We start from the raw sequence: 26,997 nt of genomic DNA, 5'->3' as shown, positions 1-26,997 counted from the left end.
AATGAGAGCGGTGGTGATCGCCGCACCGGCATCGGGCAGCGGGAAGACCACCGTGGCAACGGGTTTGGTGGGTGCGCTGCGCCAGGCCGGTCACGTGGTGGCGCCGTTCAAGGTCGGGCCGGACTTCATCGACCCCGGTTATCACGCCTTGGCTGCCGGCCGTCCGGGCCGCAACCTGGATCCGGTGCTCGTCGGTGAGGACTTGATCGGACCGCTGTACCGGCATGGCTGCACCGGTGCCGACATCGCCGTCGTCGAGGGCGTCATGGGCCTGTTCGACGGTCGTATCGAGGGCCAGATGACCGGGATCCCACGAGGCTCGGCGGCGCAGGTCGCCGGTCTGCTCGGGGCGCCGGTGGTACTGGTGGTCGACGCCCGCGGGCAGAGCCACAGCATCGCGGCCCTCATCCATGGTTTCGTCACCTTCGACCCGGCGGTGCGGATCGCCGGGGTGATCCTCAACCGGGTGGGCTCCGAGCGGCATGAGGCCGTGCTGCGCCAAGCCTGTGAGCATGCCGGGGTGGCGGTGCTCGGTGCGATTCCCCGTGCTGACGAATTATCCGTCCCGTCAAGGCATCTCGGGCTGATCACCGCGGTGGAACATGGTCTTCGGGCTCGTGACGCGGTGACCGCGATGACCGCGCTGGTGGCGCGGCACGTCGATCTCGCGGCGCTGGTGGCCGCCGCCGGTGCCCACGTCACGACGGAACCGTGGAGCCCGGTGACCGAGTCGGTGACCAATGTCACGGTGGCCCTGGCCGCGGGTAAGGCCTTCAGCTTCAGCTATGCCGAGCACGCCGAGCTGTTGCGCGGCGCCGGAGCGCGCGTCGCAGAGTTCGACCCGCTGACCGAGCCGCTGCCGGCCGGCACAGACGCGCTGGTGCTGCCCGGCGGGTTCCCCGAGCAGTTCACCGCCGAACTCTCGGCCAACGATCTTGTCCGCCAGCAGATCAGGGATCTCGTCGCGCGCGGCGCGCCGGTTCACGCCGAGTGCGCCGGCCTCACCTATCTGGTCGACGATCTCGACGGAGTGCCGATGTGCGGTGTACTCGCCGGTTCAGCGCGGTTCACCGAGCGACTCACCCTCGGTTACCGCGACGCGGTCGCGGTCGTCGACTCCTGCCTGCATGCCGCCGGTGACCGGGTTACGGGTCATGAATTCCACCGCACCGCAGTGGAATTCGTCGACGATCCGGCGCCGGCCTGGGCCTTCGCCGGCCCCGGGCAGGCTCCCCGGCGAGATGGCGCGGTGCGCGGCGGGGTGCACGCCGGGTACCTGCACACGCACCCGGCGGCACACCCTGGCGCTATCACCCGCTTCGTGGCAACGGCGGCAACCACTAAGCTCGGCGGGTGACCACCGCGCACGCGAGGAGCAACGCGTCCTCCGAGAATGCCTACCTCGTCGGCCTGCGCCTGTCGGGCAAGAAGGTCGTCGTCGTCGGCGGCGGCACCGTCGCGCAACGCCGGCTGCCTCTGCTGATCGCCCACGGCGCCGACGTCCACGTGATCGCCCGGGCGGCGAGCCCTGCCGTGGAGGCGCTGTCGCACGACGATCCGGGGATCACCCTGCAACTGCGCGACTTCCGCGCCGATGATCTCGACGGCGCCTGGTACGTGCTGGCGGCCACCGATGACTCCGACGTCAACGCCGCGATTGCCGCCGAAGCCGAGCAGCGGCGCATCTTCTGCGTTCGCGCCGACATTGCTCGCGAGGGCACAGCGGTGACTCCGGCCACGTTCGAGTCCGACGGCCTGTCAGTCGGTGTCCTCGCCGGCGGTGAGCACCGCCGTTCGGCGGCCATCCGTACCGCCATCCACGAAGCGCTCCAGAGCGGCCTGCTGACCGCGGACGCAGGGGACGAGCCCGGTGAGGCGCCGACGGGTGTAGCCCTCGTCGGTGGCGGACCCGGCGACCCCGAGCTGATCACGGTGCGCGGTCGGCGCCTGTTGTCCCGTGCCGATGTCGTCGTCGCCGACCGGCTGGCCCCTCAAGAGTTGCTGGCCGAACTCGGCCCCCACGTCGAGGTCATCGACGCGGCCAAGATTCCCTACGGCCGGGCGATGGCGCAGGAGGCGATCAACCAGGTCCTGGTGGACCGGGCCCGCGCCGGGAAGTTCGTCGTCCGCCTCAAAGGCGGCGATCCGTTCGTCTTCGCCCGCGGCTACGAAGAGGTCCTGGCGTGCAGCGAGGCCGGGATCCCGGTCACCGTCGTACCCGGTGTGACAAGTGCCATATCGGTGCCGGCACTGGCCGGAGTTCCGGTCACCCACCGCGGCATGACCCACGAATTCGTGGTGGTGAGCGGCCATGTTGCACCCGGCCACCCCGAATCGTTAGTCAATTGGAATGCGCTGGCCGCGATGACCGGCACGATCGTTCTGCTGATGGCTGTCGAACGCATCGAACTGTTCACCAAGGCGCTCCTGGATGGCGGGCGACCTGCGGATACGCCCGTGCTGGTGGTGCAGCACGGCACGACTGTCGCACAGCGCACGCTGCGGGCCACCCTCGCCGACGCGCCCGAGCGGATTCGCGCGGACGGTATCCGACCTCCGGCCATCATCGTGATCGGGCCGGTGGCCGCCTTCGCCGGTTAAAGGATTCTTAAGATTCCGGTAAGGTGACCCCCTATGACGGCACTCAACGACGCAGAGCGCCAGGGGCTCGCCGCCCGCCTCCCGTCCTGGTTCCCGTCCTGGGGCTTTTTGTCCGCTGTGATCGCGATCGGCGGCATGCAGCTGCTGGCCACCATGGACAGCACTGTGGCCATCGTCGCGCTGCCACGGATCCAGGACGAGCTCGGCCTGTCCGACGCCGGACGTAGCTGGGTCATCACGGCCTACGTCCTCACCTTCGGCGGACTCATGCTGCTCGGCGGACGCCTCGGCGACACCATCGGCCGCAAGCGCACCTTCATCGTCGGCGTCGCGCTGTTCACCATCGCCTCGATCCTGTGCGGCATCGCCTGGAACGAGGCGACACTGGTGACCGCCCGGCTGCTGCAGGGCGTCGGCGCGGCGATCGCCTCGCCCACCGGCCTCGCGCTCGTCGCGACGACCTTCCCGAAGGGCCCGGCCCGCAACCTCGCCACCGCGGTGTTCGGTGCCATGACGGCCATCGGCTCGGTGATGGGCCTGGTGGTCGGCGGTGCGCTCACCGAGGTGTCCTGGCGGTTGGCCTTCCTGGTCAACGTGCCGATCGGGCTGGTGATGCTCTACCTGGCCCGCACCGCGCTGCGGGAGACCAACCGGGAGCGCATGAAGCTCGACGCCGCCGGCGCGCTGCTGGCGACGCTGGCCTGCACGGCCGCGGTGTTCGCGTTCACCCAGGGTCCGGAGAGCGGCTGGCTGGCGCCGATCACGCTCGGCTCGGGCGCGGCAGCCGCGGTGTTCGGCATCGCCTTCCTGATCGCCGAGCGCAGCGCCGAGAACCCGGTGGTGCCGTTCGACCTGTTCCACGAGCGCAACCGGGTGGCCACCTTCGCCGCGATCTTCCTGGCGGGCGGCGTGCTGTTCACCCTCACGGTGCTGATCGGCCTGTACGTCCAGGACATCCTCGGCTACAGCGCCCTGCATGCCGGCATCGGCTTCATCCCGTTCGTCATCGGCATGGGCATCGGCCTGGGCGCCTCCTCACAGATCGTCCGGTTCTTCCAACCCCGCCTCGTGGTCATCGCCGGCGGCATCCTGGTGCTCGGCGCGATGCTCTACGGCTCGACGCTGCACGCCGGCATCCCGTACTTCCCGAACCTCGTGGTGCCCATCACCATCGGCGGTATCGGCATCGGCATGATCGTGGTGCCACTGACCCTGGCGGCGATCGCCGGCGTCGGGTTCGACCGCATCGGCCCGGCCTCGGCCATCGCGCTGATGCTGCAGAATCTCGGCGGCCCGCTGGTGCTGGCCATCATCCAGGCCGTCATCACGTCGCGCACTCTCTATCTCGGTGGGATCACCGGCCCGGTCAAGGACATGAACGGTCCGCAGCTCGCGGCGCTCGATGCGGGTTACACCTACGGGTTGCTGTGGGTGGCCGCGGTTGCGGTACTGGTCGGCGGCGCGGCACTGTTCATCGGCTACACCTCCGAACAGGTGGCGCATGCCCAGGAGGTCAAGGACGCCATCGATGCCGGAGAGATCGAGCTCGACTGACGGTAGGCCGAATCGATGCCGATGAACCGCCGGGAGATCTCCGAGGCCGTCGGCCCGCTGGGCTGGCGCCTGGTGCTGGGAGCGGTCTACACGGAGGTGCTGGCGCCGTCGATGGCGGACGCGGTCGCGGCAGCGTCCCACGCGGTGCATGCGGCCGGTCGCGATGCGTCGGGCCATCTTTCGATCGACATCCGGGCCGACCGGGCGGTGCTGAGGCTGCGCACCCACGACGCCCACACGGTGACCGAGCGGGATCTGGCTCTGGCCCGCGAGGTGTCAGGAGCGCTGGCCGCGCGCGGCTTCGAGCAGTCCGCCGGGGCCGGGGCCATCCAGGCGATGGAGATCGCGATCGACGCCCTCGACATCGGTGCCGTCCGACCGTTCTGGAAGGCCGTCACGGGCTACGTCGATGAACCGGGCAACGAGGACCTCAACGCCGGCCTGGTCGATCCGTTCGGCCGCGGTCCGGCCATCTGGTTTCAGCAGATGGATGCGCCACGGCCGCAGCGAAATCGGATCCACCTGGACATCGACGTCACCCACGACGCGGCGCAGGCGCGGGTCGACGCGGCAATGGCGGCCGGCGGCATATTGCTCAGTGACCGCGTGGCGCCGCGGTTCTGGGTACTGGCCGACGTGGAGGGCAATGAAGCCTGCATCTGCACCTGGCAGGGCCGTGACTGAAGACACGCCTTAAGGTTGTCGCCTGTGATCACCCGCATGTCCGAGCTGTTCCTGCGAACCCTGCGCGACGACCCCGCTGATGCCGAGGTACCCAGCCACAAGCTGCTGATCCGGGCCGGTTATGTCCGTCCGGTCGGCCCCGGTATCTACAGCTGGCTCCCGCTGGGCCTGCGGGTGCTGCGCCGGATCGAGAACATCGTGCGGGAAGAGATGAACGCGATCGGCGGACAGGAGATCCTGCTGCCCGCGCTGTTGCCGCGTGGCCCGTACGACACCACCAACCGATGGACCGAGTACGGCGACACCCTGTTCCGGCTGCAGGACCGCCGGGGCAACGACTATCTGCTCGGGCCGACGCACGAGGAGATCTTCACGCTGACGGTCAAGGGGGAGTACTCCTCTTACAAGGACTTCCCGGCCATCCTGTACCAGATCCAGACCAAGTACCGCGACGAGGCGCGGCCGCGGGCAGGCATTCTGCGCGGCCGTGAGTTCGTGATGAAGGATTCGTACTCGTTCGACGTCGACGAGGACGGCCTGAAGAACGCCTACCACGCGCACCGCGAGGCGTACCAGAAGATCTTCGGCCGCCTCGGTGTGCGCTACGTGATCGTGTCGGCGGTCTCGGGCGCGATGGGCGGCAGTGCCTCCGAGGAGTTCCTGGCCGAGAGCGAGGTCGGCGAAGACACCTTCGTGCGGTGCCTGGAGTCCGGCTACGCCGCCAATGTCGAAGCAGTGATCACCCGGGCGCCGGCGGCGCTGCCCATCGAGGGGCAGCCTCCGGCGCAGGTGTACGACACCCCGGACACCCCGACCATCGCGACCCTGGTCGATTGGGCCAATTCGGCTGCCCTGGCGCATTTCTCGGGGCGCGAGGTGACCGCCGCCGACACTTTGAAGAACGTCCTGCTCAAGACCCGTGAGCCGGGTGGCGAGTGGGAGCTGTTGGCCGTCGGCGTGCCCGGCGACCGTGAGGTCGACGAGAAGCGTCTGGGCGCCGCGCTGGAGCCGGCCGAGTTCGCGCTGCTCGATGACTCCGACTTCGCCAAGAACCCGTTCCTGGTCAAGGGCTATGTCGGCCCGAAAGCGCTGCTGGACAACGGCGTTCGTTACCTCGTCGACCCGCGGGTGGTCGACGGCACGGCGTGGATCACCGGAGCCGACGCACCCAACAAGCACGTGGTCGGCCTGGTTGCCGGCCGCGACTTCACCCCGGACGGCACGATCGAGGCGGCCGAGGTCCGTGACGGTGACCCGTCACCGGACGGCGCCGGCGTGCTGACCTCCGCGCGGGGAATCGAGATCGGCCACATCTTCCAGCTGGGCCGCAAGTATGCCGATGCCTTCACCGCCGACGTTCTCGGCGAGGACGGCAAACCGGTGCGCCTCACCATGGGCTCGTACGGCATCGGCGTGTCCCGCATGGTCGCGGTGATCGCCGAGCAGCAGCACGACGAACTCGGCCTGCGCTGGCCCAGCGCCGTCGCACCGTTCGACGTGCACGTGGTGGTGGCGAACAAGGACGACGCCGCCCGCACCGGTGCGACCGAGCTCGTCGCAGCGCTGGACCGGCTCGGCCACGAGGTGCTGTTCGACGATCGCAAGGCGTCCCCGGGCGTGAAGTTCAAGGATGCCGAACTGCTGGGCATGCCGTGGATCGTGGTGGTCGGCCGCGGCTTCTCCGATGGCGTGGTGGAACTGCGCAACCGGTTCACCGGGGAGAACCGCGAGATCGCCGTCGACGACGCGGCCGCCGAGATCTCGGCCGTGCTCAGCGCCGGCTGAGCGACGTCGACTTCTACGTCAGGGCTGCTGCCGGTCGCGGGCAGCAGCCCTCGGGTAGAAAACGGCGAGCCTAGAAACGGGCGAGCCTAGAAACGGGCGAGCCTAGAAACGCGGCGAGCGCCTATTCGGCCCCGCCGGGGAAGGCGACCGTCACCGGCCAGGCGTTGGCGATCGCGCGCCACTTGGCCGCCGTGACGGCGGTCTCCGACAGTGCGGCCACTGCGAACGCGCGGTCGTCGTCGCTGGTGGCCTGCTCGAGCACCGCACGCCAGGCCACCGACGAGTCCTCTTCCATGCGTATCGCGAGGTTGGCGGCATCGGTCGGGTCGTTCACCGGCGAGGGCAGTTGATAGCCGGCGGCCGGCAGCGGAGGCGTGACCGAGCGGGCTTCGAGCATCGCGATGGCCGATTCGCGGCGGGCCCGGTGTTCGGCCATCGCCGCGGCCACGAGGGCGTTGTCCTCGGCCGTCGAGTGGGCCGACACCAGCCCGTAGCCGTATATCGCGCCGTGCTCGACGGCCACGGCGTCGAAGAGGGCGGCATCGGCGGCCGTGGTCGGACGGCTGGGCGAGGTGGTCGACCGTGGTCCGGGTGAGGTCACTGTGCACCTCCTCGCAGGGCGACGGTGTAGGCAGCGGTGCACGAGGCGGCGATCGACCCGAGCAGGCCGGCGCGATAACCGGAGAGCGTGCGGGCCAGCCCCGCGGCGCGGTCGGCGGATTCTCTGAGCGCGTTGACCACGTCGTCGACCTTCGGTGCGGAGTCGTCTGCTCGGTTGCCGGGGGCGGCCTTCGCGGTGGTGCTGGTGGCGGCGTCGGCGTTGTCTGCGGGTGCGGATCCGGTGATCCGGGCCAACTCGTCCGACAGGGCCTTGGCGTGCGCCGTGCGATCGCCGGCCACCGCGTTCAAGGCCCGGGTCACCGGCGCCGCGGGAGGCTGGGCGGCCGCCACCGCGGCAGCCAGTGCGCTGTCGGTCCGCGCGCGGTCCCACTGTTCGGTCAAGTCGTCCACTTCGGGTTGAGGCGTCGTCGTACCGCATGCGGCGGCGGTGGCGCCCATCAGGGCAAGGGCCGCAGCCGAGAGCAGTACGCGCCGCCGGCTGATGTCTGCATGGGCGCTCGGCACGTGAACATCCTGCCATTGCTGCCGCACCGGCCTGACGCCCCGCCGACCGGTCGGTGCGCGCCCGGGAGACGACATTCGCCACGCATCAGACTTCGATTGACGATTGCTGGCGCGGGCCTGGCGTATCGTGAATAGGCGATTCCGGGGCCGATCCAGGTGGCTGGCCCTGGGATTTGTGTCGGAGACAATTCAAGATGAGGAGCTCGCCGTGGCACCGGATCCAAAGTTGCGGTCTGCGGATTTGCCGTCGCAGACGCAGGTGATCGAGCTACTTGATGGCGAGTTCGCGCGCGCCGGTTACGAAATCGACGATGTCGTGGTCGATGCATCGGCTCGCCCGCCCCGCATCACCGTGATCGCCGACGGCGACGAGGGCCTCGATCTCGATTCCCTGGCAGCGCTGTCGCGGACGGCTTCGGAGCTGCTCGACCAGCTGGCGCAGGGCGACACGCCGTATGTGCTCGACGTCACCTCCCCGGGGGTGGACCGGCCGCTGACGCAGGCCAAGCATTTTCGCCGCGCCCGCGGACGGAAGGCTGAACTGACACTGACCGACGGTTCGGTGTTCACGGGCAGGCTGGGGGAAACCGACGGCACGGTACTGAAAGTCGTGGTGCCGGAGGGGCGGGAGCTGGCCGTGCGTGAACTCGCTCTTGCCGATATCGCCAAAGCTGTTGTGCAAGTGGAGTTTTCACCTCCAAACCGACGTGAATTGGAACTGTCGGGAGAAACCGGGAAGGGGGCCGGCGAATGAACATCGACATGGCGGCGCTACATGCCATCGAGGCCGACAAGGGCATCACCGTGGATGTGGTCGTCGAGACCATCAAATCCGCATTGCTCACCGCATATCGGCACACCGAGGGCCATGAGCCCGACGCCCGCATCGACATCGACCGAAAGACCGGTGTCGTCAAGGTGATCGCTCGCCAGACCGACGCCGATGGCAACCTCCTGCACGAATGGGACGACACACCTGAGGGATTCGGCCGTATCGCGGCGACCACGGCCCGGCAGGTGATCTTGCAGCGGCTGCGCGACGCCGAGAACGAGAAGACCTACGGCGAGTTCGCGGCCCATGAGGGCGACATCGTCGCCGGAGTGATCCAGCGGGACGCCCGGGCCAACGCCCGCGGACTGGTCGTCGTACGGATGGGCAGCGAGACCAAGGGGTCCGAAGGGGTGATCCCCAGTGCCGAGCAGGTGCCGGGGGAGCGCTACGAGCACGGCGACCGGCTGCGTTGCTATGTCGTCGGTGTCACCCGGGGGGCCCGTGAGCCCTTGATCACGCTGTCGCGCACCCATCCCAACCTGGTCCGCAAGCTGTTCTCGCTGGAGGTGCCAGAGATCGCCGACGGGTCCGTGGAGATCGTGGCGGTGGCCCGGGAAGCCGGTCACCGGTCCAAGATCGCGGTGGCCTCCCGGGTGCCCGGGCTGAACGCCAAGGGCGCGTGTATCGGTCCGATGGGCCAGCGCGTGCGCAATGTGATGAGCGAACTGTCCGGCGAGAAGATCGACATCATCGACTACGACGAGGACCCGGCGCGGTTCGTCGCGAATGCCCTGTCGCCGGCCAAGGTGGTGTCGGTATCGGTGATCGACGAGGCCGCGCGCGCGGCGCGAGTGATCGTGCCGGACTTCCAGCTCTCGCTGGCGATCGGCAAAGAAGGTCAGAACGCCAGGCTGGCGGCTCGGCTCACCGGTTGGCGGATCGATATCCGCAGCGATGCGGCCCCGCAGCCCGAGCATGACGTCCGGCCTGGAGCGGTACACGATTGACAGTTGTGACCGGCGTTTCGGACCACAGCCCTCGGGGCGGTAGACTCAGCCGTGATCCAGCGCGAGACTCCGGCCCTGTCGCATCGAAGCACCTCCGACACCTCTGTCGGTCCAGTGCGGACTTGCGTCGGATGCCGGAAGCGAGAGTTGGCCGCCGAGTTGCTCCGAGTGGTCGCGGTGACCGACGGGAACGGGACGTGTTCCGTAACCGTTGACCCTGCGGCAAGCCTGCCAGGGCGTGGTGCGTGGCTGCACCCCGACCAGCAGTGCGCGCAGATGGCAGTGAAGCGACGAGCCTTCGTCCGAGCGTTGCGACTCACCGGTTCACCGGATACATCCGCGGTGATCGAGTACGTCGAGAACATCGATCTCGACAGGCCCGACACCCCGGCAACAGAACAGGTAGCGAAGAACATGAGCACACCGTGAAGTCCCGATGACCATGCGTCATAGCTAAACCCGAGGCGCGGCGCCTACCACCGCTGTTGCCTCCAGACGAGGAGATGTAGTGGCAGCAGGTAAGGCCCGTGTGCACGAGTTGGCGAAGGAACTCGGTGTCACCAGCAAGGAACTCTTAGCCAAGCTCAAGGAGCAGGGCGAGTTCGTCAAGTCGGCGTCCTCCACCGTGGAGGCGCCGGTCGCGCGTCGGCTGCGCGAATCGTTCGGCGCAAAGGCCGGCGGTAAGAAGCCCGAAGACAAGCCGCGCCCGCAGGGCGCCTCACCGGCGCCCAAGCCCGGCGCGCCCAAGCCGGCTCCGGCCAAGCCCGCCGCCCCCGCGGCTCCGGCGGCCGAACCCAAGGCTCCCGCCGCCGAGGCTGCTCCGGCCGCCCCGCGGCCCGCCGCTCCGAAGCCGGCCGCTCCGCAGCCTCCGGCCGCACCGAGTGCCCCGGCTGCCGCGACGCCGAGCGCCCCGGCAGCGCCGACCCCGGGCGCCACGCCCGGTCCCCGGCCTACCCCCGGTGCCACGCCAGGCCCGCGTCCGGGTCCGGCCTCCGGCGCCCCCAAGCCGGCTCCGCGTGCCCCGCGCGTCGGCAACAACCCGTTCTCCTCGCAGCAGCCCGCCGAGCGGCCCATCCCGCGTCCGCAGCCGCGGCCGGGTGCCCCGCGTCCCGGCGGCGGCCCGCGTCCGTCGCCCGGCAACATGCCGCCTCGTCCGGCAGGTGCCGGTGCTCCCGGCCGTGGCGGACCCCGCCCCGGCCCGCGTCCCGGCGGTGGCCCTCGTCCCGGCGGTGCCGGCGGCGGCGGTCGTCCCGGTGGTGGCGGCGGCGGTAACTACCGCGGCGGCGGTGCCGGCGGCGGTGGCGGTGCCGGTGGAGCGGCTGCCGGCGGCTTCCGGGGTCGTCCCGGTGGTGGCGGCGGTCGTCCCGGCCAGCGCGGTGGCGCAGCCGGTGCGTTCGGTCGTCCCGGTGGTGCCCCCAAGCGCGGTCGCAAGTCGAAGCGGGCGAAACGCGCCGAATACGAGAACATGCAGGCTCCCGTCGTCGGTGGTGTGCGGTTGCCGAAGGGCAACGGCGAGACCATCCGGCTGGCCCGCGGTGCCTCGCTGAGCGACTTCGCCGAGAAGATCGACGCCAACCCGGCCGCACTGGTCCAGGCGCTGTTCAACCTGGGCGAGATGGTCACCGCGACCCAGTCGGTCGGTGACGACACCCTGGAGCTGCTCGGCAGCGAGATGAACTTCAAGGTGCAGGTCGTCTCGCCCGAGGACGAGGACCGTGAGCTGCTGGAGTCCTTCGATCTGACCTACGGGGAAGACGCCGGGGACGAGTCCGCTCTGGAGGTCCGTCCGCCGGTGGTCACCGTCATGGGCCACGTCGACCACGGCAAGACCCGACTGCTGGACACGATCCGCAACGCCACCGTCCGCGAGGGCGAGGCCGGCGGCATCACCCAGCACATCGGCGCCTACCAGGTCGAGGTCGATCTGGACGGCACCGTCCGCCCGATCACCTTCATCGACACCCCGGGTCACGAGGCGTTCACCGCCATGCGTGCCCGCGGCGCGAAGGCCACCGACATCGCGATCCTGGTGGTCGCCGCCGACGACGGCGTCATGCCGCAGACGGTGGAGGCCATCAACCACGCGCAGGCCGCTGACGTGCCGATCGTGGTGGCGGTCAACAAGATCGACAAGGAAGGCGCCGACCCGGCCAAGATCCGGGCCCAGCTGACCGAATACAACCTGGTGGCCGAGGACTACGGCGGCGACACCATGTTCGTCGACATCTCCGCCAAGCAGGGCACCAACATCGAGGCGCTGCTGGAGGCGGTCGTGCTGACCGCAGACGCGGCCCTGGATCTGCGGGCCAACCCCGACATGGAGGCCCAGGGTGTGGCCATCGAGGCGCACCTGGACCGCGGTCGCGGTCCGGTGGCCACGGTGCTCATCCAGCGCGGCACGCTGCGCGTCGGCGACTCGGTGGTGGCCGGCGATGCGTATGGCCGCGTCCGCCGCATGGTCGACGAGCACGGCGAAGACGTCGAAGAAGCGCTGCCTTCGCGTCCGGTCCAGGTCATCGGCTTCACGTCGGTACCGGGTGCCGGTGACAACTTCCTGGTTGTCGACGAAGACCGCATCGCCCGCCAGATCGCCGACCGGCGCAGTGCGCGCAAGCGCAACGCCCTGGCCGCGCGCAGCCGCAAGCGGATCAGCCTGGAAGACCTGGATTCGGCGCTGAAGGAAACCAGCCAGCTGAACCTGATCCTCAAGGGCGACAACGCCGGTACGGTCGAAGCTCTCGAGGAAGCCTTGATGGGCATCCAGATCGACGACGAAGTGGAGCTGCGGGTCATCGACCGCGGTGTCGGTGGCGTCACCGAGACCAACGTCAACCTGGCCTCGGCCTCGGACGCGATCATCATCGGGTTCAACGTCCGCGCCGAGGGCAAGGCGACCGAGCTGGCCAACCGCGAGGGTGTGGAGATCCGGTATTACTCGGTGATCTACCAGGCCATCGACGAGATCGAGGCCGCGCTCAAGGGCATGCTCAAGCCGGTGTACGAGGAGAAGGAGCTCGGCCGCGCCGAGATCCGGGCGATCTTCCGGTCGTCCAAGGTCGGCAACATCGCCGGCTGCCTGGTCACCTCCGGCATCATGCGCCGCAACGCCAAGGCTCGGCTGCTGCGTGACAACACGGTGGTCGCGCAAAACCTCACGGTGTCCTCGCTCAAGCGCGAGAAGGACGATGCCACCGAGGTGCGCGAGGGCTACGAGTGCGGTCTGACGCTGACCTACTCCGACATCAAGGAAGGCGACGTCATCGAGACGTACGAGCTCGTTGAAAAGGCTCGCGCGTGAAGGTGTCCGCATAATGGCCGATCCCGCACGGGCCAAGCGGCTCGCCAAACGGATCTCCACCATCGTCGCCTCGGCGATCGAGTACGAGATCAAGGACCCCCGACTGGCGGGGGTCACCATCACCGATGCGAAGGTGTCGGGTGATCTGCACGACGCCACGCTGTACTACACGGTGATGGGGTCTTCACTCGACGACGAACCGGACTATGCCGGAGCGGCGGCGGCGCTGGAGAAGGCCAAGGGCGTATTGCGGTCCAAGGTGGGCGCCGGGACCGGGGTGCGATTCACCCCGACCCTGGCGTTCGTCCGCGATACCGTGCCCGACGCGGCGCACCGGATGGAGGAGCTGCTGGCCCGGGCGCGGGCTGCCGACGCGGATCTGGCGAGAGTTCGAGAGGGCGCCAAGCACGCCGGCGACGAAGACCCGTACCGTGTGAGCGGGGCGGAGGACATGGACTCCCTTGCCGATGGGGCAGACACAGAGGATGCCGGTGACCGCGATCGAACGGATGACTGATACTGCTCATTCGGGGGCTCCCAACGGGTGCCCTTCCGGTCTGCGTGTCGACGCGCGTGCGGCGGCCGATCTCCTCGCGGACGCGACCAGCGTCAGCGTCGTGTGCCACGTCTATCCCGACGCCGACACCATCGGCGCGGGTTTGGCGCTCGCGCAGGTGCTCGACGACGCAGGTAAGCAGGTTGAGGTAGCCTTCGCGGCTCCCGACCAGCTGCCCGAATCGTTGCAGACCCTGCCGGGCGGGCACCTGATGGTCACCCCCGACGCCATCCGAGACGACGCGGATCTGGTTGTCACGGTGGACATTCCGAGTGTCAACCGGCTTGGTGCACTGGCCGGACTGGCCGATGCGGGCCGCGAGGTGCTCGTCATCGACCACCATGCGTCCAACCAGCTCTTCGGCACCGCCAACTACGTCGACCCCACGGCGGACTCCACCACGATGCTGGTGGCCGAACTCCTCGATGCGTGGGACAAACCCATCGACAAACGGGTGGCACACTGCCTGTACGCCGGACTGACCACTGACACCGGATCGTTCCGCTGGGCCACCGCCCGCGCGCACCGGCTGGCGGCCCGGTTGGTCGAACTCGGAGTGGACAACGCCTCGATCAGCCGCGCCCTGCTCGACACTCACCCGTTTGCGTGGCTGCCGATGCTGTCCCGGGTGCTGGCCTCGGCGCGGTTGCTGCCCGACGCCGTCGGCGGCCGGGGGTTCGTGTATGCCGTTGTGCCGCACGACGAATGGTCCAGCGCTCGCCCCGAGGAAGTGGAGAGCATCGTCGACATCGTGCGCACCACCCAGCAGGCAGAGGTCGCCGCGGTGTTCAAGGAGATCGAGCCGCAACACTGGTCGGTGTCGATGCGGGCGAAGTCGCTGAACCTGGCCACGGTCGCCAGTTCGTTCGGGGGTGGCGGCCATCCCCACGCTGCCGGGTACTCCGCGGCAGGTCCCGCCGACGACGTCGTTCAGGCGCTCGCGGAGGCTCTTGCCTAGCCATGGTTGAGCCGGAAGGCGACGTTCCGGTCACACCCGCGACCACCCGCCGTATCGCCGGCCTGGCGTTCCCGGCGCTCGGGGTGCTCGCGGCCGAACCTATCTATCTGCTGTTCGACATCGCGATCGTCGGACGGCTGGGCGCACTCAGCTTGGCCGGGTTGGCCATCGGCGGCCTGATCCTCGGCTTGGTCAACTCGCAGGGCACGTTCCTGTCCTACGGCACCACATCACGGTCGGCGCGGCTGTTCGGGGCAGGGGACCGCAAGTCCGCCATCGGTGAAGGTGTGCAGGCCACTTGGCTGGCGCTCGGCCTGGGACTGCTGATCATCGTGGTGGTGCAAGCCGCGGCCACCCCGCTGCTCTCGGCGATCGCCGGTCATTCCGACATCGCCGGCGCCGCCTTGCCGTGGCTGCGGATCGCCATCCTGGCCGCCCCGGCGATCCTGGTGTCATTGGCCGGCAACGGCTGGATGCGCGGGGTGCAGGACACTGTCCGCCCGCTGCGGTATGTGGTGGTCGGGTTCGCGGTGTCTGCCGTGCTGTGCCCCCTGCTGGTCTACGGCTGGCTGGGGCTGCCCCGGTTGGAGCTGGCCGGCTCTGCGGTAGCGAACGTGGTGGGGCAGTGGGTGGCGGCGCTGCTGTTTCTCCGTGCCCTCGTGATCGAGAATGCGGCGCTGCGAATCCAGCCCGAGGTGATGCGGGCCCAGCTGAGGATGGGCCGGGACCTGCTGCTGCGGTCGCTGGCCTTCCAGGCGTGTTTCCTGTCCGCGGGGGCGGTGGCGGCGCGATTCGGTGCGGCCTCGGTAGCGGCGCATCAGGTGGTGCTGCAGGTGTGGAGTTTCCTTGCCCTGGTGCTGGATTCGTTGGCCATTGCCGCGCAGTCCCTGGTGGGTGCGGCGCTGGGGGCCGGTCAACTCGCGCATGCCAAGAGCGTGGCCTGGCGGGTGACGTTGTTCTCCACCCTGGCCGGGGTGGTGCTGGCCGTGGTGTTCGCCGTCGGTTCCTCGGTGTTGCCGTCGGTGTTCACCGACGACGAGTCGGTGTTGGCCGCGATCGGGGTGCCGTGGTGGTTCATGGTGGCTCAGTTGCCGGTGGCCGGAATCGTGTTCGCCCTCGACGGTGTGCTGTTGGGTGCCGGGGACGCCAAGTTCATGCGCAACGCCACCCTGACCAGTGCGCTGGTCGGCTTCCTGCCGCTGATCTGGCTGTCGCTGGTCTACGGCTGGGGCTTGTTCGGCATCTGGTCGGGGCTGAGCACGTTCATGGTGTTGCGGCTGATCTTCGTCGGCTGGCGCGCGTTCTCGGGACGTTGGCTGGTGCCCGGGACCGCCTAGCTGCACCGCGAGCGTGCGCGTTTGCGCCCCGACACACCGCGCGCCGTCGGCATTGTGCGCACGCTCGTGAACCGCGAGCTACCGTCGCGTGGCGCCGACGGCCCAGACAGCTCCCTTGCCGCTGCCTTGTCCGTCCACAGAAACTTCGTCGAATCCGGCGTCGCGGCACAACGCGCCGAACGCCTCGGCCTGTTGCCGGGTCCAGCCGTGGCTGGCCAATCCGGTTGCCTCCTCGGGTGATTGACGTTCGATCGCGATCAACCGCCCACCCGCTGTCAGCACGCGGCGGGCCTCGGCAACTGCCGCCTCGACGTCCTGCCAGTGGTGCACGGTGGCCAGCGCCCACAGCACGGTCGCCGATCCGTCGGCCACCGGCAGGGACTCGGCGGTGCCCTCGGCCCAGGTGATCGGCGTGCGCTTGGGCGTGACCAGGCGGGCGATGCGCAACATGGTGGACGAGGGATCGACGCCGGTCGCGCGGGCGCCTCGGCGCGCCGCGATTCGGGCCGCGGTGCCCGGTCCGCATCCCACGTCCACGACGTGGTCGTCCGGGCCGAGCTGGGCGATATCGGCGGCCATCCTGGCCTTCGCCCGGCCCACCAGAAGGAAGACCAACCCGCACAACACTCCGGTGACACCCGCGAAGCCGGGATGGTCCGCATGGTGATTGATCGCACGCGCGGCGCTCATAGGTAGACCTTGCCGGTTCAAGGTGGGTTGAAGTCAAATGGCGGCATGGACGTGATCCCGATCGGCGAGGCCGCTGCGAAGTTGCAGATGAGTCCGTCGGCGTTGCGGTACTACGACGAACGTGGCCTGGTGTCCCCGCGGCTGCGCCAAGCCGGCAAGCGCATGTACGGACCCGAGGAGCTCCGCCGGCTGGCATTGCTCAAGATCGTGAACCGGTTGGGTCTGCCACTCGACACCGCGGCCGCAGTATTGGACGCGCCGAGTGAGCAGTGGCGTGAGACGGTACGCGAGCAGATCGCCGCGCTGGACCGGGTGATCGCGCAAGCCCAAGGGGCTCAACAGTTTCTGGCTCATGCGCTGCGTTGTCCGAAAGAGCACCCCGCCCGTGAGTGCGACACGATGATCGGAGCGCTGGACCGGCTCGTCGACGGGATGAGCGTGGAGGAGCTGGCCAGGGACCAGTCCGGAAACGGCTGGCTCATCGACTGATCGGCACCTGCGCCCGACACCGCCAAATCGGCGCGAACCATCCCGCCGATACCTATTGGTTCACCGGTGTGGGTTGGTTGAACCCGGCCGATGTCGCGGCGAAGGACGACAAGACGTTCACCTCCGTCTGCACTCCCCAGAGGTAGGTCGCGTCGCCGGCCTCCGGGGAAGTGAGCGGTGTCAGCGCACCTGGGATCGTCCCCGCTCGATGACCGAGCTGCGACTGGCCGCGATGTCGTCACCGGTCGCCGTTGCCATCCACGCCCGCGCGGAGGCCGCTTCGATCCACAGGCCCTCGTTGGTCTGCGACTCGTCGATGCGGTGATAGGAGGCGAGTAGCGCACGGACGGCGGCCTGATTGTTGGCGACGATCGAGGCGGCCACCTTGCGGGCCGTGGGCAGGAGCTCACCATGGGGGACCACCTCGGTGACCAGGCCGGCGCGCAGCGCCTCGGTGGCCGAGAGGTAGTCGCCGGTCAGGCTCATTCGGCGGGCCAGGCCCACCCCGACCTTCTGCGGCAGGCGCACGCTCAGGCCCCAGGTCGGCAACAGCCCGACGCGGGCATGGGTGTCGGCGAACTTGGCCTGCTCGGAGGCGATCAGGATGTCGCAGTACAGCGCCAGTTCCAGGCCTCCCGTGACTGCGGCACCGTTGATGGCGCCGATCACCGGCTTGGTCATGGCCGGCCATTTGGGGGAGATGTCGGGCAGTTCGGTGGTGTCGCCGAGTTCTTTGAGATCAAGGCCCGCGCAGAAAACCGGATCGGCGCCGGTGAGGATGACCACGTCGACGTCGTCGTCGGCCTGCGCGTCATGCAGCGCTCGGAAGAACTCGGAGCGCAGCTGGGCCGAGAGGGCATTGCGTGATTTGGGCCGGTTCAGGGTCAGGGTGCGGACTCGGTCGGTGGTGTCGATATGCAGGACGTCATCACTCATGCGATCAATCTATCTGGGTGTGATCCGGCGGCCTATCGTGGTGTCATGTGCCGCAATATCACCGAGCTGCGGGGCCTGCAGCCCGCAGCCACCGACGAGGAGATCGAGGCCGCCGCGCGCCAGTACGTCCGCAAGGTCAGCGGTATCACCCGGCCGACGGGCGCCAATGTCGAGGCGTTCGAGGCCGCCGTCGCCGAGGTCACCGCGACTACCACGCGGCTGCTCGACGGGCTGGCCCCGCGCCGGCAACCGCCCAAGACCGTTCCGCCGCTGCGCCGCCCGGAGGTCCGGGCCCGGCTGGCCGCGAAGTGACGTCAACGCGTCCCGCGCTCAAGGAGTGGAGCGCAGCCGTGCACGCCCTCCTGGACGGACGCCAGACGGTGCTGCTTCGCAAGGGCGGCATCCACGAGAAACGATTCTCGGTGGCCGCCCCCGAGTTCGCGCTTTTCCCGACGGTCGCGCACAGCCATGCCGAGCGGGTGCGGCCACCACACACCGATCTGCTCGACGCTGCTGCGGCTGACAGCACCGAGGATTCGGTGATCATTCGAGCCGGCGCGAAAGTTGTTGCCGCAGTGGAGGTCAACCGGCCCCAGGCGATCGAGGAACTCGCCGATCTGCACATCTGGACCGCCGAATCGGTGCGCGCCGATCGGCTCGATTTTCGGCCCAAGCACCGCCTGACCGTGCTGGTCGTCCAAGCCAGCCCGCTGCGCACCCCGATCCGGCTGGCCCGGGCGCCTGAATTCGCCGGGTGCAAGAGCTGGGTTGATCTGCCCGTGCCGGCGGATTGGGACCTGCCGGTGCACGACGACGCCGTGTTGCGTGACATCGCCGAGCGGGTGCGAACCTCAGTCGGCTGACGGCGGTACCGGTCCGGCCGGTAACACGACCCGGGACAGTCCGCCCTGGCCGTGATGCACGGTATGAGTGGCGCGTACCAGTTGGGAACCGGAGATCGCCGGTTCGGCGGTGCCCAGATTGCGCGCGAAGCGCGGGTGTGAGCCGCCGGCGATCAGCACCCGGATCCGTGATCCGGCCTTGAACCGGTGCGCGACCGCGTCCAACTCCAGGTATACCGGTCCGGTGTGACCGTTCAACCGTCGGAACGCGTCAGAGACGTTGCGGGACCGGCCTTTCGCGTCCACCTCACTGATCCGGACGAAGATGTCGTGGTGCGGGTTGTCGCAACTGTGCGTCAGCTCGACGACCGGATTGCCCGCCACGTAGAGGTCTGCCGCAAGCGGGTCACCCGTGAACGTCAGCACATCCTTGCGCCGGGCCAGCCGGGTGTCGTCGCGGTAGCCACCCGTCGCGGCCAGCAGCCGGCCGCCCACCGTGGGGGTGGGCTCGGCCGGGTGGTAGACGAAGCTGGACGGCGGTGCGGTTTCCGGGGGCGGTGCCTCGCCCAGGCGCCCCGCTGGTTGCAGGAACAACTCATGCTCACCCATGTCCGGCGGCCAGTCGGCCAGCTCGACCCAACCGTGCCCGTTGACATGGGCCCGGACCGTGCTGCGGTCGGTCTGGCCGTCGCCCGACAGGTGGGCGCCCAGCCACTGCAGCGATTCGCCGATCACGGTCGAGAGGCCCTTGGTCAGCAGCTGACCGTGGGTCCACGGTCCCACGGTCAACGCCACCGGGACACCGCGCCGGTGCAGCTGTTCGTACTGCTCCAGCGTCTGGTCCAGGAAAAGGTCCTGCCACCCGCTGAGCAACAGAATGGGCACCTCGACGTGCTGAAGAGCCTCGTCGAACCGCAGCAATTCCCAGAACGGGTCATCGCGTTCGGGGTGATCCAGCCAGGATTCGAACCATGGGGCACCGGTGCCCAGCAACCGACGCCCGGCCGCGCCCATCGGCAAGCCGGCGGTCGCCTTGGCCAGTTCGGCAGGTCCTCGTAATTGGCGGGCGAGCGCCTGGAGGACACCGGGATCCTCTTGACGGGCCACCATCGCGCTCCAGCCGAGGAAGTCGTTGAGGGTGAACGCCCCAGTGCCCCAAGCTGATTCGCTGAAATCATGTGGGCCGACGGTAATCACGGCCGCCTTCATCTCCGGTGGCGGATCGGCCAGCAGTGCCCATTGGGTGAAGCCGAGATATGACAGCCCCACCGTGGCGAACGATCCGGTGAACCACGGCTGATCTCGCAGCCAGGCCACGGTGTCGGCCCCGTCGGCCATCTCGTGGACCATCGGCGTGAACTGGCCACCGGAGCCGAATGTGCCGCGCACACTCTGCAACACCACGTGGTAACCGCGCGCCGCGTAGACCTGGGCGAACACCGCCGAGAACGGGAAGCGACGACCGTAGGGCCCGCGCACCAGCAAGGTACCGGCGGGACGGGCCGTGACGGGCGCGTAGTGGTCGGCGATCAGTTCGACACCATCGCGCATCGGTACTCGCAGCCCGTGCTGCACGGTGAAGTCGGTCTCGTGCGGCGGCAGACCCAGAATCCGGCTGGCGACCTTGCCGGTGTAGCGGCGCAATGTGCTCACGTAGCCAGGCTACGTATCGCCGGATGTCAGAACTTGTAGTAGGGCGCCAATTCGTGGGCCCGCTGCAGGTTGGTCTGCAGGCAGTCCGGGCGGTCCGGAGAATGGATGGGCGAGTAGAACAGCGACTGCTGGATCACGCCGTAGCTGGTGTCGAACGCGATCATGCAGGTGACCCACCACCGATCGTTCCAGTCCGTGGGCTTCATGATCCAGTACTGCGCGGCCCGGTGCCCGTCGACATCCAGTTCGACGGCGTCGGGCGGGATGGTCTCCTCGTAGGTGCGCCAGACGAAAGCCTCGACGGCCATCTGGTAATTGCCCGCGTCGTAGTGACAGCGCAGGCTGTCCTCGGGCTCCGGTGGGGTGACGGCCAGACCGATCCGTTGCACCGCGTCGAACGGGATGTCGTTGCACGGATCGAACGGCGACGGGTCGGTGGTCTCGATGACCGGCCACTTGATGGTCGTGGACACATTGGTCATCGGCAGGTCGGTGACGTCGAGGTGAAGCGGGCCGGCCGCACCTTCGGTCGGGTTCGACTGCCACCCCACGATCACCGCCGATACCAGCGCCGCAACCAACCCTGTCGACGCCGACAGGAGTCGCAACTTGGCGGCCATCACACCCCCTCATCAATTCGGTGGCAAAACGTTCCCCGGCTTGCGGGGAGTGTAGCGGTCGGTCGCAACGGACTCGACCATAAACGAGAACCTGTTCTAGTTGTCAACGGCGCGCACGCCCGGCGCCCGGTTAGGCTGGTCCGTTGTGGTGGTGCAACTGTGATTGATCACGAGTCGAGAGACCGGCAGCCGATTCTGTGGGCGATCAGCGATCTGCATACCGGGCACACGGGGAACAAGCCGGTCACCGAGTCGTTGTACCCGGCGTCGCCGGACGATTGGCTGATCGTCGCCGGCGACGTGGGTGAGCGCACGGACGAGATCCGGTGGGCCCTGGACCTGCTGCGCAAGCGGTTCGCCAAGGTCATCTGGGTACCCGGGAACCACGAACTGTGGACCACCAACAAGGACCCGATGCAGATCTTCGGCCGGGCGCGTTACGACTATCTGGTCGACATGTGCGACCAGATGGGCGTCATCACCCCCGAGCACCCGTTCCCGGTGTGGACCGAGCAGGGCGGCCCGGCCACGATCGTGCCGATGTTCCTGCTCTACGACTACACGTTCCTGCCCGAGGGCGCCTCCAGCAAGGCTGAGGGGCTGGCCATCGCCCGGGACCGCAACGTCGTCGGCACCGACGAGTTCCTGCTGTCCAGTGAGCCGTATGCGACCCGGGACGCATGGTGCCGTGATCGGGTCGAGGTCACCCGCAAGCGGCTCGACGATCTGGATTGGATGACCCCGACGGTCCTGGTCAACCATTTCCCGCTGGTTCGGGAACCCTGCGATGCGATGTTCTATCCCGAGTTCTCGCTGTGGTGCGGGACGACAGCCACCAAGGACTGGCACACCCGCTACAACGCGATCTGCTCGGTCTACGGCCACCTGCACATCCCCCGGACCACCTGGTACGACGACGTGCGCTTCGAAGAGGTTTCGGTGGGCTATCCGCGCGAGTGGCGTCGCCGCAAGCCCTTCCGCTGGTTACGTCAGATCCTGCCCGACCCCAACTACGCGCCCGGTTATCTCAACGAGTTCGGCGGCCATTTCCAGATCACCGCGGAGATGCGCGCCCACGCTCAGCAGATGCAGGAGCGGATCAAGGCCAGGCGCGCATGAACGACACGTTGCTGGGGCAGGTGCTGCCCGACCTGCCGGGCAAGCTGGCCGCCGCGGAGATGTACGACGACCCGCCGGGTTTGCCAACGCTGCCCGAGGAGGAAGCGCTCGTGGCTCGCGCGGTGGCCAAGCGGCGCAACGAGTTCACCACTGTGCGCTACTGCGCCCGCCAGGCGTTGAGTGAGCTGGGCGTGAGTCCGGTGCCGATTCTCAAGGGGGACAAGGGCGAACCGTGCTGGCCGGACGGGATCGTCGGCAGCCTGACGCACACCCAGGGGTTTCGCGGCGCGGTGGTGGGCCGGGCCGGCGGGGTGCGCTCGGTCGGCATCGACGCCGAACCGCACGACGTGCTGCCCGACGGGGTTCTGGGTGCCATCTCGCTACCGTTGGAGCGCTCCGAAATCGGCGCTTTGCCCGACGGCCTGCATTGGGATCGAATCCTGTTCTGCGCCAAGGAGGCCACCTACAAGGTCTGGTATCCGCTGACGCATCGCTGGCTCGGGTTCGAGGATGCCCACATCACCTTCGGGGTGGATGCGTCCGGTACCGCCGGAACCTTCCGGTCCCAGATCCTCATCGACCCCGCCGCCGAACACGGCCCACCGTTGACCGCGCTGGACGGCCGCTGGTCGGTCCGTGACGGTGTGACGCTGACGGCGATCGTGCTGTGAGCCGACCGGTTCCAGAGGCCGGCCTGGTGATCGTCGACAAGCCGGCCGGGATGACCAGCCATGACGTGGTGGGACGTTGCCGCCAGCTGTTCCGCACCCGCAAGGTCGGCCACGCCGGCACGCTGGACCCGATGGCAACCGGTGTACTGGTGGTCGGGATTGAACGGGCCACCAAGATCCTCGGCTTGCTGACCGCCACGGACAAGTCCTATTCCGCCACGATCCGGCTGGGCCAGACCACGACCACCGAAGACGCCGAAGGCGAAGTGTTGCAGACCGTTTCGGCCGCGCACGTGACAGATGAGCAGCTCGAGTCCGCAATGGCGGCACTGCGTGGCGACATCGCGCAGGTGCCGTCGGCGGTCAGCGCGATCAAGGTGGGCGGCCAGCGGGCCTACAAGCTGGCCCGTGAAGGGCTGACCGTCGAACTGGCCGCGCGGCCCGTGCGGATCGACCGGTTCGATGTCACCGCGGTCCGACGCGTGGACGATTTCGCCGACGTGGACGTCGAGGTGGACTGCTCGTCCGGCACGTACATCCGCGCGCTGGCCCGCGATGTGGGTGCCACGCTCGGTGTGGGCGGACATCTGACCGCGTTGCGGCGCACCAAGGTTGGCCGGTACGGCTTGGGCGAGGCCCGCACCTTGGACGACCTCGCCGAGCACGCCAGGCTGAGCTATTCGCTCGACGAGGCCTGCCTGATCGGGTTTCCGCGTCGCGACCTGACCGACGCCGAAACCGAGGACACCCGCCACGGGCGGGCATTGAAACCGGCCGGCATCAACGGGGTGTACGCCGCCACCGCGCCCGACGGGCGGGTCATCGCACTGCTCGAGGATGGGCCCAAGCGCACCAAGAACGTCGTGGTGCTGCGGCCGGCCACGTTGTAGCCGACGCGGCCGGGGCGCTACACATGCAATCAAGTCGGTATGTTAGTTCGATGCTGGCCATCGGTCCGGTCGACTAGGATTCGGGCGATGTCAGCAGTGGTGGGCGAGCATGGCGGTCGGCGTACGCAAGCCGAGCGCAGTGCAGCGATGCGCGCCCGACTGCTGGACGCCACCGTGGAGTGCCTGGTCACCTATGGCTATGCCGGGACCACCACGCAGCGGGTCGCCGAGGTTGCCGGAGTCACCCGCGGCGCCCAGGTTCATCACTTCCGGTCCAAGGAGGACCTCGTGGTGGCCGCGATCGAGCATCTCGCCGAGCAGCGTGCCCAGGCGGCGGTCCGTGACCTGGGCAGGGTGACTGCCGGTCCGGACACCGCTTCGATGGTGTTGGACTACCTGTGGGAATCGCACCAGGGCCCGGTTTTCGTTGCCACACTTGAGCTCTGGGTGGCGGCGCGCACCGATGCGGTGCTCGCGGCGCAGATCGAGCGGGTCGAGCCGATCGTCACCGGTGTGCTGATCGGCGCACTGGCGCAACTGGTGCCGGATCGCACCGCGCAGAAGGAACTGCGCGACCTGGCCTACACCGCCATGGATGCGCTGCGGGGGATTCTGCTGTCGAGCTTCGCCGACCGCGATTCCGAGCGGGCCAGGAAGCGCTGGGACCGGGTGTGCGTGCACCTGCGTCGGATGATCTCCGACACCTTGAGTTCCGAACTCTCGTCGTAGTTCAGGCTCCTGTCCGGAGCCGACCGTCAACAAACCCTCTGTGATCGCGGGCATTCTTCTGCCTGTTGTAAAGATACAAACCAGTTGGTATGTTTCTGGAATCGCGGAGAAGGAGAGGGTCAATGGCGCGGAAGACATACGTCATCGGTGTGGGGATGACGAAGTTCGAGAAGCCGGGTAACCGGGTCAACGACGACGGATCGCCATGGGACTACCCGGATATGGCGCGTGAATCGGGCACAAAAGCGTTGGCAGACGCCGGAATCGACTACCGCGAGGTGCAGGAGGCCTACGTCGGATACGTCTACGGGGAATCGACCTCAGGTCAGCGGGCAGTTTACGAGCTCGGCATGACGGGGCTTCCGATCGTCAACGTGAACAACAACTGTTCGACCGGTTCGACGGCGCTGTACCTGGCAGCCCGGGCAGTGCGCAGCGGTCTGGCCGACTGCGCGCTCGCACTCGGCTTCGAGAAGATGCAGCCAGGGTCGCTCGGCTCGACCTATGACGACCGCGAACAACCGATGGCGAAACACTTCCTGGCGCTGGCCGAGATCTCCGAGGTGCTGTTCCCGCCCGCACCGTGGATGTTCGGTGCCGCGGGCCGCGAACACATGAAGGAATACGGTTCGACCGCAGAGCATTTCGCCAAGATCGGGTACAAGAACCACAAGCACTCGGTCAACAATCCCTACGCACAGTTCCAGGACGAGTACAGCATGGACGACATCCTCGGTTCGAGGATGATCTACGACCCGCTGACCAAGCTGCAATGCTCGCCCACCTCGGACGGGTCGGGTGCGGTGATTCTGGCCAGCGAGGACTTCGTCGACAAGCACGGCTTGGCCTCCCAGGCCGTGGAGATCGTCGGCCAGGCGATGACAACCGATTTCGAGAACAGCTTCGACGGCACCTGTAAGGCGTTGATCGGCCATCACATGAATGTCGCTGCCGCCCGGCAGGTTTACGACGAGTCGGGCCTGGGTCCCGATGACTTTCAGGTCATCGAGTTGCACGACTGCTTCAGCGCCAACGAACTGCTGCTGTACGAGGCATTGGGACTCTGCCGTGAAGGCGAGGCACCGAAGCTGATCGACAACGGCGACACCACCTACGGCGGGCGCTGGGTGGTCAACCCATCCGGAGGCCTGATTTCCAAGGGGCATCCGTTGGGCGCGACCGGCCTGGCCCAGTGTGCCGAATTGACCTGGCAGTTGCGAGGCACGGCCGACAAACGTCAGGTGGACAACGTCACCGCCGCGTTGCAACACAACATCGGCCTGGGCGGGGCTGCCGTGGTGACCGCCTATCAGCGGGCCGACCGGTAACCGACACACACAGATAGGGAACTGACAATGGGACATATCGAAGCCACCCGTGAGCTCGCCGCCAGTCCGGACGCCTTGTGGGCCACGGTCTCGGACCCGCAGACGTGGGACAAGTGGTTCACCGTTCACGACAAATGGCTGGAGGAACCGCCGGCGACGCTGACCGAAGGCGCCCGGCTCACGGCCAAGATCGTCATGCTGGGCATGGCGAACAAGATCGAATGGACCATCGAATCCGTCGATGCGCCCAACAGCCTGGTGTTGTCCGGCACCGGAATGGCCGGGGTGAAGGCGAAGTTCGCATTCACCATCGTCCCGATCGAGGCCGGCTCCCGATTCACCGTCAGCGGTGACTTCGAGGGCGCGCTGGTCAAGGGGGCGCTGGCCAAGGCCGTCGAGAAGGACGGCGTCAAACAACTCGACAAGAGCCTGGACGCGCTCGACGCACTGGCATCGGCGTCGGCATGACCGCGGCGAACAGCACCACGGATGAGGAACTGCGCTTCGACGACAGCGGGCTGAACACCTGGACCGACGAGGAACGGTTCGAGGTCACCCGCGAGCGGCTCGCCGAATATGCCGCGGCCACCAACGATCCGATTCCGGCGCATCGCTCTGGTGACGTGGCACCTCCGGTGTTCGCGATCGTTCCGGTGTTCGAGGCGCTGCTCGTACCTGCCGTTGACGTACTCCCTGTGGAACTGATCCCGCGGGTGGTGCACGGCGAGCAGGACTTCCACTTCCACCGGCCGATCCGGCCCGGCGACAAGCTGGTGTCCCGCGGCAAGATGATCGGCTACGAAGGGCTCGAGAACGGTACCCGGGCAGCGATCTACCTCGAATGCCGAACGGAAGACGGCGAACTGGTGAACGAGCAATATGTCACCACATTCGTTCGAGGGTTCGATGCGGGTAAGTCAATGGGGGAGTTGAGCCCGGCCCACCGGTTCGACGAGGGATTGCGCGCCGGTGCCCCGGTAGCGACGGTGAACCAGCACGTCGACGTCGACCAGACCTTCCGGTACAGCCCGGCTGCAGGCGACCCCATGCCCATCCACCTCGACGAGGAGGTGGCCCGAGACGCAGGGCTGCCGGGCATCATCGCCCACGGCCTCTGCACCATGGCATTCACGTCGTGGGCTGTGCTGACCGAAGTGGCCGGATCAGATGTGAACCGGCTCAAGCGGTTTGCCGTGCGATTCTCCAAGATGGTGCTCCCCGGCGACGACCTGGAGACCCGCATCTGGCGGAGAGGTTCGGCCAACAGTGTCACGACCTACGCGTTCGAGACCGCCAGAGGATCCGATTTCGTCATCACCGACGGCCTGGCGGAAATAGCTGAGGAGGCATAAC

The 26,997-nt window shown here is 68.1% G+C and carries 28 protein-coding genes; 22 read left to right on the top strand and 6 right to left on the bottom strand.

What is annotated here, in order from left to right; translation table 11 throughout:
• The first annotated feature begins 1 nt into the window (after position 1).
• Genes K6L26_RS19930 through K6L26_RS19910 form a run of 5 tightly spaced genes read left to right on the top strand, consistent with a single transcriptional unit; the run spans position 2 to position 6,624 of the window.
• Positions 2 to 1,357: a cobyrinic acid a,c-diamide synthase CobB gene (locus K6L26_RS19930; protein ID WP_221851286.1), complete on the top strand. Its 1,356-nt coding sequence runs from the start codon at positions 2 to 4 to the stop codon at positions 1,355 to 1,357.
• The gene (gene cobA / locus K6L26_RS19925) at positions 1,354 to 2,601 is read left to right on the top strand and encodes a uroporphyrinogen-III C-methyltransferase (protein ID WP_221851284.1); all 1,248 of its coding nucleotides are present in this window, start codon (positions 1,354 to 1,356) and stop codon (positions 2,599 to 2,601) included. The genes K6L26_RS19930 and cobA overlap by 4 nt, the downstream gene beginning before the upstream one ends.
• 33 nt (positions 2,602 to 2,634) lie before the next feature.
• Complete coding sequence (locus tag K6L26_RS19920; RefSeq protein ID WP_019347041.1) at positions 2,635 to 4,155, top strand: MFS transporter; 1,521 nt, start codon at positions 2,635 to 2,637, stop codon at positions 4,153 to 4,155.
• A 21-nt stretch (positions 4,156 to 4,176) separates the two neighbouring features.
• The gene (locus tag K6L26_RS19915) at positions 4,177 to 4,839 is read left to right on the top strand and encodes a 4a-hydroxytetrahydrobiopterin dehydratase family protein (RefSeq protein ID WP_064898833.1); all 663 of its coding nucleotides are present in this window, start codon (positions 4,177 to 4,179) and stop codon (positions 4,837 to 4,839) included.
• Positions 4,840 to 4,863: 24 nt separating this feature from the next.
• On the top strand, positions 4,864 to 6,624 hold the full coding sequence (locus K6L26_RS19910) for a proline--tRNA ligase (RefSeq protein WP_221851282.1): 1,761 nt from the start codon (positions 4,864 to 4,866) through the stop codon (positions 6,622 to 6,624).
• A gap of 121 nt (positions 6,625 to 6,745) precedes the next feature.
• On the opposite strand, the gene K6L26_RS19905 is transcribed toward K6L26_RS19910, so the two are convergent.
• Positions 6,746 to 7,225, bottom strand: coding sequence for a ferritin-like domain-containing protein (locus K6L26_RS19905; RefSeq protein ID WP_036388100.1), 480 nt, complete (start codon positions 7,223 to 7,225; stop codon positions 6,746 to 6,748).
• On the bottom strand, positions 7,222 to 7,749 hold the full coding sequence (locus K6L26_RS19900; RefSeq protein ID WP_047039277.1) for a hypothetical protein: 528 nt from the start codon (positions 7,747 to 7,749) through the stop codon (positions 7,222 to 7,224). The genes K6L26_RS19905 and K6L26_RS19900 overlap by 4 nt, the downstream gene beginning before the upstream one ends.
• A 208-nt stretch (positions 7,750 to 7,957) precedes the next feature.
• Here K6L26_RS19900 and rimP point away from each other — a divergent pair, with 208 nt between their 5' ends.
• The 7 genes from rimP to K6L26_RS19865 all read left to right on the top strand — a co-directional run bounded on the left by rimP (position 7,958) and on the right by K6L26_RS19865 (position 15,677).
• Positions 7,958 to 8,503 (top strand): ribosome maturation factor RimP, encoded by a 546-nt coding sequence (gene rimP, locus K6L26_RS19895; RefSeq protein ID WP_036389894.1) that lies wholly within the window; start codon positions 7,958 to 7,960, stop codon positions 8,501 to 8,503.
• Complete coding sequence (gene nusA, locus K6L26_RS19890; protein ID WP_019348789.1) at positions 8,500 to 9,528, top strand: transcription termination factor NusA; 1,029 nt, start codon at positions 8,500 to 8,502, stop codon at positions 9,526 to 9,528. The genes rimP and nusA overlap by 4 nt, the downstream gene beginning before the upstream one ends.
• 51 nt (positions 9,529 to 9,579) lie before the next feature.
• Positions 9,580 to 9,957, top strand: coding sequence for a YlxR family protein (locus K6L26_RS19885; protein WP_076111750.1), 378 nt, complete (start codon positions 9,580 to 9,582; stop codon positions 9,955 to 9,957).
• A gap of 79 nt (positions 9,958 to 10,036) precedes the next feature.
• A complete protein-coding gene (infB, locus tag K6L26_RS19880; RefSeq protein WP_047039256.1) occupies positions 10,037 to 12,826 on the top strand; it encodes a translation initiation factor IF-2 in 2,790 nt (929 codons plus the stop codon).
• Between the two features lie 13 nt (positions 12,827 to 12,839).
• Positions 12,840 to 13,343, top strand: a complete 504-nt coding sequence (rbfA, locus tag K6L26_RS19875) for a 30S ribosome-binding factor RbfA (RefSeq protein ID WP_019347844.1) — start codon at positions 12,840 to 12,842, stop codon at positions 13,341 to 13,343.
• Positions 13,336 to 14,340, top strand: a complete 1,005-nt coding sequence (locus tag K6L26_RS19870; RefSeq protein ID WP_064898872.1) for a DHH family phosphoesterase — start codon at positions 13,336 to 13,338, stop codon at positions 14,338 to 14,340. Before rbfA ends, K6L26_RS19870 begins: the two co-directional genes overlap by 8 nt.
• A gap of 2 nt (positions 14,341 to 14,342) precedes the next feature.
• Positions 14,343 to 15,677: an MATE family efflux transporter gene (locus K6L26_RS19865; protein WP_221851280.1), complete on the top strand. Its 1,335-nt coding sequence runs from the start codon at positions 14,343 to 14,345 to the stop codon at positions 15,675 to 15,677.
• 78 nt (positions 15,678 to 15,755) lie between these two features.
• Here the strand turns inward: K6L26_RS19865 and K6L26_RS19860 are convergent, their stop codons facing one another.
• Positions 15,756 to 16,367, bottom strand: a complete 612-nt coding sequence (locus K6L26_RS19860) for a class I SAM-dependent methyltransferase (RefSeq protein ID WP_019347841.1) — start codon at positions 16,365 to 16,367, stop codon at positions 15,756 to 15,758.
• Between the two features lie 45 nt (positions 16,368 to 16,412).
• Between K6L26_RS19860 and K6L26_RS19855 the strand changes: the two genes are divergently transcribed.
• Positions 16,413 to 16,856, top strand: coding sequence for a MerR family transcriptional regulator (locus K6L26_RS19855; RefSeq protein ID WP_036388090.1), 444 nt, complete (start codon positions 16,413 to 16,415; stop codon positions 16,854 to 16,856).
• Positions 16,857 to 17,036: 180 nt separating this feature from the next.
• On the opposite strand, the gene K6L26_RS19850 is transcribed toward K6L26_RS19855, so the two are convergent.
• Positions 17,037 to 17,792 (bottom strand): enoyl-CoA hydratase, encoded by a 756-nt coding sequence (locus tag K6L26_RS19850; RefSeq protein ID WP_019347836.1) that lies wholly within the window; start codon positions 17,790 to 17,792, stop codon positions 17,037 to 17,039.
• A gap of 45 nt (positions 17,793 to 17,837) precedes the next feature.
• On the opposite strand from K6L26_RS19850, the gene K6L26_RS19845 reads away from it, so the two are divergent.
• A complete protein-coding gene (locus K6L26_RS19845) occupies positions 17,838 to 18,104 on the top strand; it encodes a DUF2277 domain-containing protein (RefSeq protein ID WP_043370305.1) in 267 nt (88 codons plus the stop codon).
• Complete coding sequence (locus K6L26_RS19840; RefSeq protein ID WP_221851278.1) at positions 18,101 to 18,655, top strand: DUF1802 family protein; 555 nt, start codon at positions 18,101 to 18,103, stop codon at positions 18,653 to 18,655. Before K6L26_RS19845 ends, K6L26_RS19840 begins: the two co-directional genes overlap by 4 nt.
• On the opposite strand, the gene K6L26_RS19835 is transcribed toward K6L26_RS19840, so the two are convergent.
• On the bottom strand, positions 18,644 to 20,287 hold the full coding sequence (locus tag K6L26_RS19835) for a CocE/NonD family hydrolase (protein WP_221851277.1): 1,644 nt from the start codon (positions 20,285 to 20,287) through the stop codon (positions 18,644 to 18,646). The genes K6L26_RS19840 and K6L26_RS19835 overlap by 12 nt on opposite strands.
• A 26-nt stretch (positions 20,288 to 20,313) precedes the next feature.
• On the bottom strand, positions 20,314 to 20,907 hold the full coding sequence (locus tag K6L26_RS19830; protein ID WP_036388076.1) for a DUF3558 domain-containing protein: 594 nt from the start codon (positions 20,905 to 20,907) through the stop codon (positions 20,314 to 20,316).
• Positions 20,908 to 21,069: 162 nt separating this feature from the next.
• Here K6L26_RS19830 and K6L26_RS19825 point away from each other — a divergent pair, with 162 nt between their 5' ends.
• The 7 genes from K6L26_RS19825 to K6L26_RS19795 all read left to right on the top strand — a co-directional run bounded on the left by K6L26_RS19825 (position 21,070) and on the right by K6L26_RS19795 (position 26,996).
• Positions 21,070 to 22,026 (top strand): ACP phosphodiesterase PptH, encoded by a 957-nt coding sequence (locus K6L26_RS19825; protein WP_036389888.1) that lies wholly within the window; start codon positions 21,070 to 21,072, stop codon positions 22,024 to 22,026.
• Positions 22,023 to 22,697 carry a 4'-phosphopantetheinyl transferase PptT gene (gene pptT, locus K6L26_RS19820; RefSeq protein WP_019347830.1) on the top strand — a complete coding sequence of 225 codons (675 nt, stop codon included), beginning with the start codon at positions 22,023 to 22,025 and terminating at the stop codon, positions 22,695 to 22,697. Before K6L26_RS19825 ends, pptT begins: the two co-directional genes overlap by 4 nt.
• Complete coding sequence (gene truB / locus K6L26_RS19815; RefSeq protein ID WP_221851275.1) at positions 22,694 to 23,587, top strand: tRNA pseudouridine(55) synthase TruB; 894 nt, start codon at positions 22,694 to 22,696, stop codon at positions 23,585 to 23,587. The genes pptT and truB overlap by 4 nt, the downstream gene beginning before the upstream one ends.
• A gap of 87 nt (positions 23,588 to 23,674) precedes the next feature.
• Positions 23,675 to 24,316, top strand: a complete 642-nt coding sequence (locus K6L26_RS19810; RefSeq protein WP_221851273.1) for a TetR/AcrR family transcriptional regulator — start codon at positions 23,675 to 23,677, stop codon at positions 24,314 to 24,316.
• 122 nt (positions 24,317 to 24,438) lie between these two features.
• Positions 24,439 to 25,644, top strand: a complete 1,206-nt coding sequence (locus K6L26_RS19805) for a lipid-transfer protein (RefSeq protein WP_221851272.1) — start codon at positions 24,439 to 24,441, stop codon at positions 25,642 to 25,644.
• Between the two features lie 27 nt (positions 25,645 to 25,671).
• On the top strand, positions 25,672 to 26,112 hold the full coding sequence (locus K6L26_RS19800; protein ID WP_221851270.1) for a type II toxin-antitoxin system Rv0910 family toxin: 441 nt from the start codon (positions 25,672 to 25,674) through the stop codon (positions 26,110 to 26,112).
• On the top strand, positions 26,109 to 26,996 hold the full coding sequence (locus K6L26_RS19795) for a MaoC/PaaZ C-terminal domain-containing protein (protein ID WP_221851269.1): 888 nt from the start codon (positions 26,109 to 26,111) through the stop codon (positions 26,994 to 26,996). The genes K6L26_RS19800 and K6L26_RS19795 overlap by 4 nt, the downstream gene beginning before the upstream one ends.
• The last annotated feature ends 1 nt before the right edge of the window (position 26,997 follow it).

Source organism: Mycobacterium farcinogenes (genome assembly GCF_019739075.1).
GTDB lineage: Bacteria > Actinomycetota > Actinomycetes > Mycobacteriales > Mycobacteriaceae > Mycobacterium > Mycobacterium senegalense.
Note: the sequence above shows the minus strand (reverse complement) of the source record. Positions and strands in the feature narration are given on the sequence as shown.

Bases quoted from the DNA above. Each gene is read 5' to 3' on its own strand.
- K6L26_RS19800 (WP_221851270.1), top strand. From the start codon at position 25,672: ATGGGACATATCGAAGCCACCCGTGAGCTCGCCGCCAGTCCGGACGCC.
- nusA (WP_019348789.1), top strand. From the start codon at position 8,500: ATGAACATCGACATGGCGGCGCTACATGCCATCGAGGCCGACAAGGGC.
- K6L26_RS19860 (WP_019347841.1), bottom strand. From the start codon at position 16,367: ATGAGCGCCGCGCGTGCGATCAATCACCATGCGGACCATCCCGGCTTC.
- K6L26_RS19915 (WP_064898833.1), top strand. From the start codon at position 4,177: ATGAACCGCCGGGAGATCTCCGAGGCCGTCGGCCCGCTGGGCTGGCGC.
- K6L26_RS19810 (WP_221851273.1), top strand. From the start codon at position 23,675: ATGTCAGCAGTGGTGGGCGAGCATGGCGGTCGGCGTACGCAAGCCGAG.
- K6L26_RS19805 (WP_221851272.1), top strand. From the start codon at position 24,439: ATGGCGCGGAAGACATACGTCATCGGTGTGGGGATGACGAAGTTCGAG.
- K6L26_RS19855 (WP_036388090.1), top strand. From the start codon at position 16,413: ATGGACGTGATCCCGATCGGCGAGGCCGCTGCGAAGTTGCAGATGAGT.
- pptT (WP_019347830.1), top strand. From the start codon at position 22,023: ATGAACGACACGTTGCTGGGGCAGGTGCTGCCCGACCTGCCGGGCAAG.
- K6L26_RS19865 (WP_221851280.1), top strand. From the start codon at position 14,343: ATGGTTGAGCCGGAAGGCGACGTTCCGGTCACACCCGCGACCACCCGC.
- K6L26_RS19845 (WP_043370305.1), top strand. From the start codon at position 17,838: ATGTGCCGCAATATCACCGAGCTGCGGGGCCTGCAGCCCGCAGCCACC.
- K6L26_RS19930 (WP_221851286.1), top strand. From the start codon at position 2: ATGAGAGCGGTGGTGATCGCCGCACCGGCATCGGGCAGCGGGAAGACC.
- K6L26_RS19920 (WP_019347041.1), top strand. From the start codon at position 2,635: ATGACGGCACTCAACGACGCAGAGCGCCAGGGGCTCGCCGCCCGCCTC.
- K6L26_RS19830 (WP_036388076.1), bottom strand. From the start codon at position 20,907: ATGGCCGCCAAGTTGCGACTCCTGTCGGCGTCGACAGGGTTGGTTGCG.
- K6L26_RS19795 (WP_221851269.1), top strand. From the start codon at position 26,109: ATGACCGCGGCGAACAGCACCACGGATGAGGAACTGCGCTTCGACGAC.
- rbfA (WP_019347844.1), top strand. From the start codon at position 12,840: ATGGCCGATCCCGCACGGGCCAAGCGGCTCGCCAAACGGATCTCCACC.
- K6L26_RS19850 (WP_019347836.1), bottom strand. From the start codon at position 17,792: ATGAGTGATGACGTCCTGCATATCGACACCACCGACCGAGTCCGCACC.
- K6L26_RS19870 (WP_064898872.1), top strand. From the start codon at position 13,336: ATGACTGATACTGCTCATTCGGGGGCTCCCAACGGGTGCCCTTCCGGT.